This window comes from Streptomyces sp. NPDC058279 (assembly GCF_042881255.1).
Classification (GTDB): domain Bacteria; phylum Actinomycetota; class Actinomycetes; order Streptomycetales; family Streptomycetaceae; genus Streptomyces.
Genome location: NZ_JBHVYA010000007.1, coordinates 255,691 through 268,785, shown reverse-complemented (window position 1 = coordinate 268,785; position 13,095 = coordinate 255,691). Strand labels below are relative to the sequence as shown.

Sequence of the window (13,095 nt, the reverse complement as noted above, 5' to 3'; positions counted from 1 at the left end):
CCGGGTCCCGGCCTACGGCGCCTTGACCGTCTTGCTCAGCCAGTCGAAGGTCTGCGGGATCTGCTTGGACCACGATTCCAGGTTGTGGCCGCCGGTCACCTTCTCCGCGTGCACCGTGGTCGGGCTCTTCGCGATCGCCTTGAGGTCCATGCCGGACAGGTAGCCGTCCTGATCGGCCCCCGACATCCACAGCGAGACCGGCGGCGGGGCGGGCGCGGCCGTCAGCACGTTCTTGAGGTTGTGCGTGCGGCGCAGCTCCGGGTCCTTGGCGACCAGCGACGAGGGCTCCTGGCCGGGGTCGTTGTAGCCGGACAGGGAGACGGCCGCGCTGTACCGGTCGGGGTGGTTCATCGCCAGCTTGGCGGCGCAGTACGCGCCGGCCGAGTACCCGGCCACTCCCCAGGTGCGGGCCTCGGGCGAGACCCGGAAGTTGTCGCTGACCATCTTGCGGACGTCGACGCTGAACCAACTGTCGGCGTTGACCTTGCCGGGGATGTTCGCGCAGCCGGTGTCGGCGTTGCCGAGCAGCATGGCGCGCGGCGAGACGAGGACGAAAGGTTGTACCTTGCCGCTCTTCATCAGCGGTTCCAGCACCTCGTGCGCCTTCAGGCCCTGGAACCAGGACTTGCCGGTTCCCGGTATGCCCGGGATCAGCTCCACCACGGGGAACTTCTTGTCCTTGTAGGCGGGGTCGTCGTACTGGGGCGGCAGCCACACCATCACGTCGCCCTTGACCCCGGAGACCTTGCCGTCGAGCTCGGTCTTCCTGACCCGGCCGCCGAGTCCCTCGACCGGCTGGAAGTCCTGGCGCACCTTCGGCTCGGCCTCGACCTTCTTCCCGCCGAGTCCGTCCGCTCCGAGGTCGGGGGCGGCGGTGACGTAGCTGCCGGTGCCCAGCAGATCGCCCCACGAGGCGTAGAAGGTCTCCTGCCGGTTCACCGCGACGAACACCAGCGCGACCGCCGTGACCTGGGCGAAGCCCACCATCAGGGCGCGCGTGGCGACGCGTGCGACGACGGGGCCGCGCACCCTGCCCCACACCAGCAGGGGCAGCAGTACGGCGAGCACGGTCAGGGCGATCGCCGTGGCGAACAGGGGGGTGCCGGTCAAGCTCATCACGAGTGCCAAGAGGCCGGGCGCCCGCACCGGGGTTCCCGGTCCCCGGTGCGTCGTTGATCACAGACGGCGCGGCGGGACGCCTGGCACCGGGGACGGGCCGTCACACCGGGGACGGGCCGTCACACCAGGCGGCGGGCCGTCGCCCAGCGGGTCAGCTCGTGCCGGTTGGAGAGCTGGAGCTTGCGCAGGACGGCGGAGACGTGCGACTCGACCGTCTTGACGGAGATGAACAGCTGCTTGGCGATCTCCTTGTAGGCGTAGCCGCGCGCGATCAGCCGCAGCACCTCGCGCTCGCGCTGCGTGAGCCGGTCCAGGTCCTCGTCCACCGGCGGGGCGTCCGTCGAGGCGAACGCGTCAAGCACGAAGCCCGCCAGGCGCGGCGAGAACACCGCGTCGCCGTCCTGCACGCGGAAGACGGAGTCGACCAGGTCGGTGCCGGTGATGGTCTTGGTGACGTAGCCGCGCGCACCGCCCCGGATGACGCCGATGACGTCCTCGGCCGCGTCCGACACCGACAGGGCCAGGAACCGTACCGGGTTCTCGGCCGCCGCCATCAGCGGGGCGCAGCGCCGCAGCACCTCGACCCCGCCGCCGCCGGGCAGGTGCACGTCGAGGAGCACCACCTCGGGGCGGGTGGCGGTGATGACGGTGACGGCCTGGTCGACGTCGGCCGCCTCGCCGACGACCTCGACGCCGGTCCGTGCGGTGTCGCCGATCTCGGCCTGTACGCCGGTGCGGAACATCCGGTGGTCGTCGACGAGCACCACCCGGACGTTCCTCGTCTGCTGCGCCCCGCTGTCCTCGGTCATGCCGCCCTCTCCATCTCCAGCTCGACTTCCGTGCCGCCGTCGGGCGCGGACCGCAGCCGTGCGGTCCCGCCGTGGCGCCGCATCCGGCCGATGATCGATTCTCGTACGCCCATGCGGTCGTCCGGTACCGCGTCGATGTCGAAGCCCGGTCCCCGGTCCCGTACGGACACGAACACGGTGCGGCCCTCGACTTCCGCGTAGACCTGTACGGGTCCGCCGTCGCCACCGTACTTGGCGGCGTTGACCATCGCCTCGCGCGCGGCCTGGATCTGGGCGGCCAGCTTCTCGTCGAGGGGGCAGTCGCCGACGACGACGACCTCGATGGGGACGCCGTGGTGGTCTTCCACGTCGGCGGCGGTCTTCTTCACGGCCTCCGCGAGGGTGCCGGGCTCCTCGGCCTCGTCCTTGCCGGTGCCCTCCGGCTTGTAGAGCCAGTTCCGCAGCTCGCGTTCCTGGGCGCGCGCGAGGCGGCGCACCTCCCCCACGTCCTCGGCGTTGCGCTGGATCAGGGTGAGGGTGTGCAGCACCGAGTCGTGGACGTGGGCGGCGACTTCGGCGCGTTCCTGGGCGCGGATGCGCATCAGGCGTTCCTCGGAGAGGTCCTGCGTCATCCGGATCAGCCAGGGACCGGCGAGCAGGGCGACGCCGACGAGGACGGCGAGGGTGGCGGTGAGGACGTTGCCGAGTTGGGCGGCCGAGCCCCGTACGACGATGAAGACGGTCAGGCCGACGCCGACCAGCACGACGCCGGCGAGCGCCCGGCCGGCTTGGAGCAGGCGCTTCTGGCGTCCGGCGGCGGCGCTCCAGTGGGCGCGGCGGGCGTTGTCGGCCTGCCGCCACACCAGGACGACCCCGGCGCCGACCAGCAGCGTCGGCCAGACGTAGCGGCCGTTGGAACCGCCGACCCGGAGTTGGGAGAAGTAGATGGCGGCGCCGACGCACAGCGCTATCAGGGCGGTGATCTGTCCCTTGTCGGGCTTGCGCAGCCGTCGGGTGCCGTCCGCCAGGGTCTCGAAGTAGGAGCGGTGGCCGGTGCGGCCGCCCACGCCGAGCGGTACGAAGACCCAGAACGCGGCGTACAGCAGCACGCCGAGGCCGTCCCCCCACATGAACATGGCGAGGAAGACGAGCCGGACCCAGATCACGGGCAGCCCGAGGTGCCCGGCGAGTCCGCGCGCGACCCCGCCGAGCATCCGGCCGTCGGCGCTGCGGTACAGCTTGCGGTGCGGGATGTCCTCGGGGTCCTTCGGCGCGTTCGGGAGGCGGGGGACGGCGGCTACGGGCATGTCACCGATGGTCACATGCCGGCGGTGCGGGGTCATCAGGGCGTTCCCCCAGTTCGACCCGGGGGATATCAGGGTTGTCCCAGGGTCGGGCCGGATGTCCCGGGCCCCGGCGGCCCGTCACCATGGACGCATGACCGACGTACACGACTCCCCACCGAAGGACGCCGGTGCCGGGGCCCCCGCCCCGGCCGGGCGTCCCGCGTTGCGCCGCAGCAAGCACGACAAGGTCCTCGCGGGCGTGTGCGGCGGTCTCGGCCGGTACTTCGACCTGGACCAGGTGGTCTTCCGCATCGTGCTCGGCGTCCTCGCGGTCACCGGAGGCGTCGGTCTGATCTTCTACGGGTTCGCCTGGCTGTTGCTCCCGCCGGACGGCGAGGAGGACTCGGAGGCGAAGAGGCTGCTCACGGGCCGGGTGGAGGGGGCGACCCTGGCGGCCCTGTTCGCGGCCCTGGTGGGCTGTGCGCTGTTCCTGTCGATGCTGGACAACGGCGGCCTCGGCGTCTTCTCCATCCTGGTCGTCCTGGCGCTCGGCGCGGCGGCCTACTGGTCCCGCCGGCACCGCGCCTCGGCGCCGCCGGAGGCCGCTTCGCCCGAGGCCCAGCGGGTCGCCGCGCACCGGCCGGTGCCGCCGCCGGAGACGCAGGCGCCGCCCGTGCCCGGCAGCCCGTCGTGGTGGCGGGATCCGCTGGTCAAGGACGGCACCACCGGTCCCGTCGGCTCGACGGGCTACCTGTGGGGGCCGGACGACAGCGCGGCCGGTGCGAGCGGTCCGGCCCCGGCGGCTCCCGCACCCGCCTCCCCCGCGGTGCGCCCGGGGAACGGGATCGGCGGCAGGGTGTTCGTCCTGGCCTTGCTGGCCGGCGGCGGCGCCTGCGCCTCGGTGTGGCAGGGCAGCACCCTCTCGCACGCCCTCCAGGTCGGGCTGGCCGCCGCGCTGGCGGTGTTCGGCCTGGGCCTCGCGGTCAGCTCCGTCAAGGGCCGCACCGGCTTCGGCACGATCCTGCTGTCCCTGCTGACGGCCGGGCTGCTGGCGGGGGCGGCCGTACTGCCCCGCGACATCAGCACCGACTGGCACGACGTGCGGTGGCGGCCGGCCGCGGTGACGGACGTACGGCCGCTGTATACCTCGGGGACCGGGCTCGCCACCTTGGACCTGAGCCGGCTGGACGTGCCGAAGGGCAGCACCCTGACCGTCCGGGCGTCGATCGAGGCGGGCCGGCTGAAGGTGGTCGTGCCCCGCGAGGTCACCGCGAAGACCGACGTCTCGATCCGGGTGGGCGACATCCGGTTCCCCGGGGAGACGAGCCGGGACGTGCGGATCAAGAGCGGTGGCGAGACCCGGCAGGTGACCCTGCCCCCGGCCGCCGGCACCGAGGCCGGCGGGACGATCGAGCTGCACCTGGACGCGGGTGTGGGACAGGTGGAGGTGGCCCGTGCGGCGTCATGAGTTCCAGCCCGGCCGGCTGATCGCGGGCCTGGTCCTGCTCGCGGGCGGTGTCCTCTACCTGCTCGACGCGACGGGTGAGGCCGACGCGCCGTGGTACGCCGTCGTCCCGATGACGATCGGCGGTTTCACCCTCGCGGCCCTGGCGGGGCTGGTGACCTACGCCGTGCGCCGGGACCGGCGCGCGCGCAACAGCGCGTCCAGCGACAGGTAGGGCGCCCCGGCGAGCACCAACGGCAGCCAGGCCATCAGGTAGACCAGGTCGTTGCCGTAGTAGTACGGGGTGACGGCCCAGGAGACCGTGAGCCACAGGCTGAGCGAGATCAGCGCGCCGCCGGTGGCCGCGATCCGGGTCAGCAGGCCCGCGAGGACGCCGAGGCCGACGAGCAGTTCACCGATGGCGAGGGCCACGGCGAAACCGACGGGGGACTTGAGGGCGAGGTCCACCAGGGCGGGCACCGCGGCGGTGTCCCGTACGCCGTGCATCAGCTCGCCGATGGAACCGGGGCCGGAGGCGGAGAGGAACGCGGAGTCGGTGAGCTTGTCCAGACCCGCGTAGACGAAGGTCACGCCGAGGAAGATCCGCAGCGGGAGGAGCGCGTACCGGGCGGCGAGGCCCCGTACGCCGTTTCCGGCCTCGGGAGGGACGCCGGCCGCGGAGACATCAGTTCGGTTCACGCCCCATGTGTACCCGCTTCATTCGGCCACGTCGATGGCACAGCGGTTGGATTCCACTCCGGCGGCCGTGACCACCTGGACCTCGACCCGGCCCGGTTCCACTTCCGCCGGGACGGGGACCGTGAGCACCGTGTCCGACGGGTTGGTGAAGCCGCCCGCCACCGGCACCAGCGGCACGTGGACGTGCACGGCCCCGATCCGCACCACCAGCCGGGCCAACATCTCCGGCGTCTGCGCCCCGGGCGGCACGAACCCCACGCCCCGGATCTCGATGTCGTCGCCGGGCCGGACGGCCGCGTCCAGGTCCCCGGGCTCCCGTCTGCGCACCACGGACAGCACCAGGGGGCGGCTGCCCTCCGCGTACTTCGCCGCGAGGTACACCGCCGCCGACAGCGCCACGAGCAGCGTCAGCGCCCACGGCAGCCTGGGCAGCCGGTCCGGGAAGCGGGCCAGCGACACCGCCGCGAAGGCCAGCACCACCGTGGAGACCAGTACGTACTGGGCGTCGGGGAAACTGCCCCGCCCGGCGTCGTCGGTGAGCAGGTCGGCGCCGCTGGGGTGGTCGGCGGGCAGCTTCTGCAGCCGCTGGCCCATGATGCGTACGCAGACCACCCGGCGCACCAGCACCGCGACGCCCGAGGTCAGCGCGAGCACCGCCAACAACGGCAGCGCCCGCCCGAGCGCCAGCCCCGCGTACAGGGCGTCGCGTTCCGGTCCGGGCGCGGAGGCGGCCAGCCGCAGCGCGGGCAGCAGCGCGGCGAAGGCGGTCAGAACCAGCCAGGCGACGGGCACCGCCTTCGAGGTGGACAGCCGGTTGTCCTCGCCGACCAGCGGGGCGAGCAGCCCGCCGCGCAGCGACTGCGCGCGGGCGGCGACGGTCAGCAGCCCGGCCAGCACCAGCGCCGCGAGCAGTCCGGCGGTGCGCGCGGTGGACCAGCCGTTGCCGAGCGCGGTGCCGATCTGGACGACCAGCAGCACCCCGGCGGCGATCCACAGGGTGAGGACGGCGCGCCGGGAGAGCAGGTACAGCCAGGAGTGGCCGGCCTCCCGGCCACGGTCGGCGACGGTGCGCGCGGACAGCGTCAACTCGTCGGAGACCCACTGCCGCGACGCCCCGGCGGAGCGGGCCACGGCGGCCGGCAGGCCCTGTCCGGCGGCGAACTCCTCCCGCTTCTCCAGGAACGCGGCGACCGCGCGGCGGTGGCCCTCCCGGGCGCCGTGCGGGCAGTCGTCGCAGGTGCAGGTGCCGCCGTGGGTACTTCTGGGGATCTCTTGGACAGCCACGTGCGTGCCGCCTCTCTGAACTCCGGTGCGATGCCAGCGAATTGTGCACCACTGCGGCACTGTTCCGGATTGCGCACGATGTCAGAGCAGGTGATTAACCGTTCATGATGTTGACGTCACCCGTCCGGCGCCCCTCCCGTCAGGCGGCGGGGCGCGTCCGCCACGGTCTGCCACAGCGGCTGGTAGCTCACCCAGGCGGCCAGGTCCGTGCCGAACCGCTCCCGCGTCGCGAGCGCGGCGCGGTGGTCGACGGGCACCGGTTTCCCGGCCGCCCGCGCGATCAGTTGGACCTGCGCCGCCCGCTCGGCGGCGATGAACCACCAGGCGGCCGCGTCCACGGAGCCGCCGACCGTCAGCAGCCCGTCGTTGCGCAGGATCAGCGCCTTGTACGGGCCGAGGGCGCGGGCGATCCGTACGGGGTCGCGGGGCTCGGTGTACTCGTCGAGGAGCGCGTGGTCCTCGAAGAAGGCGCAGGCGTCGCGGGAGACCGGGGCCAGCAGTTCGCCGAGCGCGGCCAGTGCCCTGCCGTACGGGGCCTGCGCGCGGACCACCGCCACCACCTCCGGGCGCGCGCGGTGCACGGCGGCGTGCGCGGCGAAGGCCAGTTGGTTGACCCGTCGGGCCCCCTGGAGCACCTGTCCGTCCCCGTCGACCAGCAGCAGGTCGGCGGCGGTCAGGGAGGCGAAGGCCCGGCCGAAGGGGTTCACCCAGTAGCAGTCCTCGAACTCGGGGTCGCGCGCGGTGAGGTGCCCGCCGACGCCGTCCTCGTAGCCGAGCCGGGCGAACAGCCGCAGCGTCCCGGCGAGCCGTTCCCTTCGGTGGGCGCGTTCGCGCGCGGGGTCCGGGTGCGCGGGCGGCAGCTCGAAGCGCAGCTCCTCCGCGGGCACGGGTGCGGGTCGTTCCGCCATGGCCCTCCCTCCTCCGGTCGCGGCGCAAGGTACCGGCGGGTGCCCGAAGAGGCCATACACGCGGCGAAGCCGCCGTCCCCCCTCAGGGGAGCGGCGGCTTCGTCAGCGGGTACGGGCGGGGATCACTCCCACTCGATGGTGCCCGGCGGCTTGCTGGTGCAGTCCAGGACCACGCGGTTCACGTCCGGCACCTCGTTGGTGATGCGGGTCGAGATCCGGGCGAGCACCTCGTACGGCATGCGCGTCCAGTCCGCGGTCATCGCGTCCTCGGAGGAGACGGGGCGCAGCACGATCGGGTGGCCGTAGGTGCGGCCGTCGCCCTGGACGCCCACGCTGCGCACGTCGGCGAGCAGGACGACCGGGCACTGCCAGATCTCCCGGTCCAGGCCGGCCGCGGTCAGCTCCTCGCGGGCGATGGCGTCGGCCTCGCGCAGCAGGTCCAGGCGCTCCTTGGTGACCTCGCCGACGATGCGGATGCCGAGGCCGGGGCCCGGGAAGGGCTGGCGGTGGACGATCTCGTCCGGCAGGCCCAGCTCCTGGCCGACCATCCGGACCTCGTCCTTGAACAACTGGCGCAGCGGCTCGACGAGCTCGAACTCGATGTCGTCGGGCAGGCCGCCCACGTTGTGGTGGGACTTGATGTTGGCGGTGCCGGTGCCGCCGCCGGACTCGACCACGTCCGGGTACAGGGTGCCCTGGACCAGGAACGCCACGGCCGGGCCGCCCTCGGCCTCGGCGATGATCTCGGCCTGGGCCTGCTCGAAGACGCGGATGAACTCGCGGCCGATGATCTTCCGCTTGGTCTCCGGGTCGGAGACGCCCGCGAGCGCGTTCAGGAAGCGGTCCTGCGCGTCGACGACCTTGAGCTGGACGCCGGTCGCGTTGACGAAGTCCTTCTCGACCTGCTCGGTCTCGCCCTTGCGCATCAGGCCGTGGTCGACGTAGACGCAGGTCAGCTGGGAGCCGATGGCCTTCTGGACGAGGGCGGCGGCGACGGCGGAGTCCACGCCGCCGGAGAGGCCGCAGATGGCGCGCTTGTCGCCGACCTGCTCGCGGATGGCCGCGACCTGCTCCTCGACGATGTTGCCGGTGGTCCAGGTCGGCTTGAGGCCCGCGCCGCGGTAGAGGAAGTGCTCCAGCACCTGCTGGCCGTGCGTGGAGTGCATGACCTCCGGGTGGTACTGCACGCCGTACAGCTTCTTCTCGTCGTTCTCGAACGCGGCGACGGGGACGACGTCGGTCGAGGCGGTGACGGAGAAGCCCTCGGGGGCGGCGGAGCAGGCGTCGCCGTGCGACATCCACACCGACTGGCTCTCGGGGGTGCCCTCGAAGAGGGTCGAGCCGGCCTTGGACACGGCGAGCGGGGTACGGCCGTACTCGCGGGCGCCGGTGTTGTCGACCTGGCCGCCGAGGGTGGTCGCCATCAGCTGGAAGCCGTAGCACATGCCGAAGACGGGCACCCCGGCCTCGAAGATCGCGCGGTCGAGCTGCGGGGCGCCTTCTTCGTAGACGGAGGACGGGCCGCCGGAGAGGATGATCGCCTTGGGGTCCTTGGCCAGGATCTCGGCCACGGGCATGGTGCTGGGCACGATCTCGCTGTAGACCCGTGCCTCGCGGACGCGGCGGGCGATGAGCTGGGCGTACTGTGCGCCGAAGTCGACGACGAGAACCGTGTCCGGGGCGCTGTCGTGGGCGGCGGAGGGTGCTTCTGGCACGGGGGCGGCCTTCCGGCGGAGAAAAGGTGGCTGTTTTGTCGATTCTAACGGCGGCGGCACCCACTGCTTTGTCGTACCGTCCGAGGACCGTGCGGCCGTGACGCGGAGCGACACCCCGGTCACAGCGCGCGCCGTGCGTCCCCGATCACGCGCTGCGCGTCGGCGCCGCAGACCGCGGACTCGCGGAGGGCGTCCCAGACGCGCAGATGGGTCGCGACGCTGTCGGCGTCATCGAGCCACAGCTCGGCGTGCCAGGTCTCCACGATCACCTGCCGGTCGTCGTAGAGCCAGAACGACGTGGCGGGAGAGATCTTGAGCGCCGCGCCGAAGGGGACGATGCCGAGTTCCACGGTGTCCAGGCCGACGACGCCCAGCAGGCGGTCGGGCTGCGCCGCGAGGACGGCGGGCGGGCAGATCCGCGCGTGGAGCGCGGCCTCCCACATCAGCAGGTGGAAGCGCTTCGCGGGGTCGTAGAGCGCCTCCTGCCGACGCATGCGCGAGCGGACGGCCTCTTCGGTGTCCCGGGGCGACCGCTGGAGTTCGGCGTACCGGGTGAAGACGGACCGCGCGTAGTCGGGCGTCTGCAGGATGCCCATGATCATGGAGGTCTCCCACCCGCGGAACACGGTGGCGTCGGCGTGCGCGGCGAGGTGCGTGTCCTGCACGCGCTTGTGTCCGGAGCCGAGCCGGCGCCGCCAGGAGCGGATGTGGCTCTCGAAGCCCCGGAGCCGGGCGAGCAGTTCGTCGTACGCCTCCGGCTGACCGGTTCCGTCGGCCCAGGCGCGCAGGTCGTCCGGGGTCGCGGTCTGCCGGCCGTTCTCCAGCTTGCTGACCTTGGGCTGGGGCCGGCCCAGCCGCCGGGCCAGGGGCCGCACCGGTGAGCCGGCCATCGGCGGCCGAGAGCCGGAGTTCGCGCAGCCGTATGCCGAGCGCTTCCCGCGCCTGCTGATAGTCCGTGCTCACCGGTACCCGCTCGTGTGATCGTCGCCCACCGCGGGCGGGACGGGTGCTGAGGCGGCCGGTGTACGGGTACGTCGCGCACACCATCCGGCACGCGCCCGAGGGCGGGATCACCTACGAGGCGTTCTGCACGGCCCCGCGCTGCGGGGCCGACTCCGGGCCGCAGGAGGCGCACGAGGCCGCGCAGGACTGGGCCCTGCGGCACACCGGGCTGACCGGCCACGACCTGTTCCGCCGGGTGTTCACCGACCACGCGCGCCTCACGCGCCCGACCGCCGGGCCGTCTCACGATCCGGGCGGGATTGGTCGGGAAGGGGAGGGGTGGTAATAATCCCTTCCATGCGCAAGCAGCTGAGCTTCCTCTTTACCTATGGCACCGGCCGGTCCGGTCGCCATGGGTCCTCGTGATGCTCGCTTGAGCCGCTGACTTCCCAGAGCGCCCCGGTCCGACAGGACCGGGGCGCTCTCGCGTTTCCGCTCCTGACGGCACTATCCACAGGAGAACCGCCATGAGCACGATGACCACCACCACGACGACCACCGCGACGATCGCCACCACCCCCGAGCAGCTGATCACCGACTCCCGCGCGCGCATCGACGCGATCGACGACCGGATCATCGGTCTGATCCAGGAGCGGATGGCCGTCTCGACGGTCATCCAGGAGGCCCGGATCGGCTCCGGTGGCCGCCGGGTGCACCTGTCGCGCGAGATGGAGGTGCTCTCCCATTGGAGCGATGCTCTCGGGAAGCCCGGCACCTCCCTCGCCATGACCCTGCTGGAGCTGTGCCGCGGACGCGTCTGAGGTCGCGGCCGAGGTCGCGGCCGAGGCCGTCGCCGCACGAGCTCGCCCGCGGGCGGCTGTTCGTCACCCGTCCGGAGGCGTGACCGGCCGCCGGCCGCCTTCGTTGATGCCGGTGACCGCGCCTGCCAGGCGCGGTCGGCAGCACCACGCGTGGCTCCACGGGAGCGATGAGGCGTACCGCCCGACGGGTGTGCGTCGTGGGACCTCGCTCCCGCGTGACCGGACGGCAGGGGACAGCGGTCCGGTCACCCAAAGGAACGGCCGGCCCGGGGGACGCCCCGGGCCGGCCGTTCCGTCATCACGTCAAGACCTGCGCGCGGACCGCTAGCCGCGGGCGCCCCGCCGGCGGACGGCCACGTACAGCGCGCCGCCCGCCGCGACCAGTGCCGCCGCGCCGACCGCGAGCGGCCCGACGGTGCTGCCGGTGGAGGCCAGGTTGCCGCCCTGCGCGGTGGTGCCCGTACCGGTGCCGCCGGAAGCGGTCGACGTGGACGACGGGCTCGCCGACGCGCTCACGCTCGGGGACGGGGACGGGCTGCCGCTCGTCGACGGGCTCGGGCTCGGGCCGGTGCCCGTGCCGCCCTTCGCGTTGATGACGACGGCGGCCGTGTTGTCCGCCGCGTTCGGGTCGAAGGCGTGCGGTCGCGGCGCGCTCGCGCCCCAGTCGCCGACGGTGACGGAGCCCTTGGCGCCCTCCACCACCTTCTCGATCTTCAGGTCGAAGGGGTAGACCACCTTCTCGTTCTCACTCACCCGGCTGCCGAGCGCGCACTCGTAGCGCGGCGCGCCGAGCTGCTCGGCACGCTTGGTGCCGTCCGCGTCGACGGCGAGGCACTCCTGCGGCTTGCGGGTGACCTTGGCGCCTTCGGGGACCACGACGACCGTGCGGGCCAGCGAGTCGGCCGGGAGCGCGGCGCGGATCCAGGCCGGGCCCTTGTTCTCGAACGTGAAAGCGGTGCTGAGGGTGTCGTCCTTCTTGCCCTTGAGGGACACCGGGCTCGTCGCGAAGTCGGCGGTGTTCTGGGTGTGGAAGGCGAACTCGCGCCGGTTGTCACCCGGGTTCAGGTCCGTCGCGCGCAGCGGCGCGGACGCGGCCGGCGCACTCTTCGCGGGGATGGCGGTCAGGGTGCGGCCGGTCGCCGCCTTGCCGCTCCACGACGCGGCCTTCGGCTCGTCGCCCGCCGGGTGGATGCCGTAGACGAGCGAGTCGTCGTAGGCGTGCCGGGTCGCCTTGATGTGGAGCGGGCTGTCGCCGGCCAGCTCGTAGACCGCGCCGGGGACGAAGTCGCCCTCGACGGCGCAGAGCACGGTGGTCAGGTCACCGGCGGTGCGGGTGCGGCAGTTGTCGTACGTCTCGACGAGCTCCATCCCGCGCGTGGTGCCCAGTTCCAGGACCACTCCCTTCGCCGCCTGCGTGCCCGCGTTGGCGAACACGAGGGGCATCGGCTGGCTCTCGCCCGGCGTGAGGTCCTTCTTGAGCTTCATCTCCCGCATCACCAGGTCGGGGCCGCCGACACTGATCTTGGTGGTGAGGGGGGTGATGGTGGCGCCGGGGGTCTTGCCCGTCACCGTGATCTCACCGGTCGCGCCGTTCGCGGCTCCCTTGGCGGCGGCCACGTCCAGTTCGAGGCCGACGGGAAGACCGACGTAGGCGCACTCCAACCCGCCGTCCTTCTCGATGCAGTGGTGCGCGGGGCCGCTGGTGTGCTCGCGGACGGTCGCGACGCCGGCGACCTTGCTCAGGTCGACCGTGAACAGGCCCTTGAAGGAAGGGGTGGGGGTGGCGGGCTGGTCGAGGCTGATGCTCAACCGCTGCTCCCTGGCGGAGCCGCCGTCGACCGGCAGCGGGAGGTCCAGGGCGGCGGGGCCGACGAGCGGAAAGACGGGATCCGCGGCGTTCGCCGGGACGGCGGCCGTGCCCAGGGCCACCAGGCCGCACGCGGCCAGCAGGGAGATGCGCTTTCTCATGTTCCCCTGGACCCCCGAACGCGCGGCGCGGTTGCCCGCCCCGCTGTGTGATGGACACCACAGCCTCCCCGGTGGGATTCCGCTACAACCTTCTACGTCGGCCACCGGTCACTCATGTGTG

General features: G+C 72.8%; 12 protein-coding genes and 1 pseudogene. 4 read left to right on the top strand and 9 right to left on the bottom strand.

Going from position 1 to position 13,095, the window contains the following annotated elements; all coding sequences use genetic code 11:
* Window positions 1-12: 12 nt before the first annotated feature.
* The 3 genes from ACFVXJ_RS16630 to ACFVXJ_RS16620 form a co-directional block, all read right to left on the bottom strand.
* Entirely contained in the window at window positions 13-1,116 is a 1,104-nt protein-coding gene (locus ACFVXJ_RS16630) for an alpha/beta hydrolase (RefSeq protein ID WP_389662374.1), read from the bottom strand.
* A 122-nt stretch (window positions 1,117-1,238) separates the two neighbouring features.
* Window positions 1,239-1,928, bottom strand: coding sequence for a response regulator transcription factor (locus ACFVXJ_RS16625; protein ID WP_361129670.1), 690 nt, complete (start codon window positions 1,926-1,928; stop codon window positions 1,239-1,241).
* Complete coding sequence (locus tag ACFVXJ_RS16620; RefSeq protein WP_389662373.1) at window positions 1,925-3,214, bottom strand: PspC domain-containing protein; 1,290 nt, start codon at window positions 3,212-3,214, stop codon at window positions 1,925-1,927. Before ACFVXJ_RS16620 ends, ACFVXJ_RS16625 begins: the two co-directional genes overlap by 4 nt.
* Before the next feature lie 130 nt (window positions 3,215-3,344).
* Between ACFVXJ_RS16620 and ACFVXJ_RS16615 the strand changes: the two genes are divergently transcribed.
* A complete protein-coding gene (locus ACFVXJ_RS16615; protein WP_389662372.1) occupies window positions 3,345-4,661 on the top strand; it encodes a PspC domain-containing protein in 1,317 nt (438 codons plus the stop codon).
* Complete coding sequence (locus ACFVXJ_RS16610) at window positions 4,648-4,872, top strand: hypothetical protein (RefSeq protein WP_389662371.1); 225 nt, start codon at window positions 4,648-4,650, stop codon at window positions 4,870-4,872. Before ACFVXJ_RS16615 ends, ACFVXJ_RS16610 begins: the two co-directional genes overlap by 14 nt.
* On the opposite strand, the gene ACFVXJ_RS16605 is transcribed toward ACFVXJ_RS16610, so the two are convergent.
* The 5 genes and pseudogenes from ACFVXJ_RS16605 to ACFVXJ_RS16585 all read right to left on the bottom strand — a co-directional run bounded on the left by ACFVXJ_RS16605 (window position 4,818) and on the right by ACFVXJ_RS16585 (window position 10,206).
* Entirely contained in the window at window positions 4,818-5,336 is a 519-nt protein-coding gene (locus ACFVXJ_RS16605) for a DoxX family protein (RefSeq protein WP_389662370.1), read from the bottom strand. The two genes, ACFVXJ_RS16610 and ACFVXJ_RS16605, sit on opposite strands and share 55 nt — an antisense overlap.
* Window positions 5,337-5,354: 18 nt before the next feature.
* The gene (locus ACFVXJ_RS16600; RefSeq protein WP_389662369.1) at window positions 5,355-6,620 is read right to left on the bottom strand and encodes a hypothetical protein; all 1,266 of its coding nucleotides are present in this window, start codon (window positions 6,618-6,620) and stop codon (window positions 5,355-5,357) included.
* 116 nt (window positions 6,621-6,736) lie between these two features.
* Window positions 6,737-7,528, bottom strand: coding sequence for a class II aldolase/adducin family protein (locus ACFVXJ_RS16595; RefSeq protein ID WP_389662368.1), 792 nt, complete (start codon window positions 7,526-7,528; stop codon window positions 6,737-6,739).
* 122 nt (window positions 7,529-7,650) lie between these two features.
* A complete protein-coding gene (gene guaA, locus ACFVXJ_RS16590; protein WP_389662367.1) occupies window positions 7,651-9,243 on the bottom strand; it encodes a glutamine-hydrolyzing GMP synthase in 1,593 nt (530 codons plus the stop codon).
* Between the two features lie 119 nt (window positions 9,244-9,362).
* Window positions 9,363-10,206 (bottom strand): annotated as a pseudogene (locus tag ACFVXJ_RS16585) (helix-turn-helix domain-containing protein).
* A gap of 43 nt (window positions 10,207-10,249) precedes the next feature.
* Here ACFVXJ_RS16585 and ACFVXJ_RS16580 point away from each other — a divergent pair.
* A complete protein-coding gene (locus tag ACFVXJ_RS16580) occupies window positions 10,250-10,531 on the top strand; it encodes a hypothetical protein (protein WP_389662366.1) in 282 nt (93 codons plus the stop codon).
* Between the two features lie 181 nt (window positions 10,532-10,712).
* The gene (locus ACFVXJ_RS16575) at window positions 10,713-11,006 is read left to right on the top strand and encodes a chorismate mutase (protein ID WP_389662365.1); all 294 of its coding nucleotides are present in this window, start codon (window positions 10,713-10,715) and stop codon (window positions 11,004-11,006) included.
* Between the two features lie 324 nt (window positions 11,007-11,330).
* Here the strand turns inward: ACFVXJ_RS16575 and ACFVXJ_RS16570 are convergent, their stop codons facing one another.
* A complete protein-coding gene (locus tag ACFVXJ_RS16570) occupies window positions 11,331-12,974 on the bottom strand; it encodes a peptidase (RefSeq protein ID WP_389662364.1) in 1,644 nt (547 codons plus the stop codon).
* Window positions 12,975-13,095 lie beyond the last annotated feature (121 nt).

Coding starts and splice junctions, on each gene's coding strand:
- ACFVXJ_RS16630 (WP_389662374.1), bottom strand. CDS start 1,116: ATGAGCTTGACCGGCACCCCCCTGTTCGCCACGGCGATCGCCCTGACC.
- ACFVXJ_RS16625 (WP_361129670.1), bottom strand. CDS start 1,928: ATGACCGAGGACAGCGGGGCGCAGCAGACGAGGAACGTCCGGGTGGTG.
- ACFVXJ_RS16620 (WP_389662373.1), bottom strand. CDS start 3,214: ATGCCCGTAGCCGCCGTCCCCCGCCTCCCGAACGCGCCGAAGGACCCC.
- ACFVXJ_RS16615 (WP_389662372.1), top strand. CDS start 3,345: ATGACCGACGTACACGACTCCCCACCGAAGGACGCCGGTGCCGGGGCC.
- ACFVXJ_RS16595 (WP_389662368.1), bottom strand. CDS start 7,528: ATGGCGGAACGACCCGCACCCGTGCCCGCGGAGGAGCTGCGCTTCGAG.
- ACFVXJ_RS16575 (WP_389662365.1), top strand. CDS start 10,713: ATGAGCACGATGACCACCACCACGACGACCACCGCGACGATCGCCACC.
- ACFVXJ_RS16570 (WP_389662364.1), bottom strand. CDS start 12,974: ATGAGAAAGCGCATCTCCCTGCTGGCCGCGTGCGGCCTGGTGGCCCTG.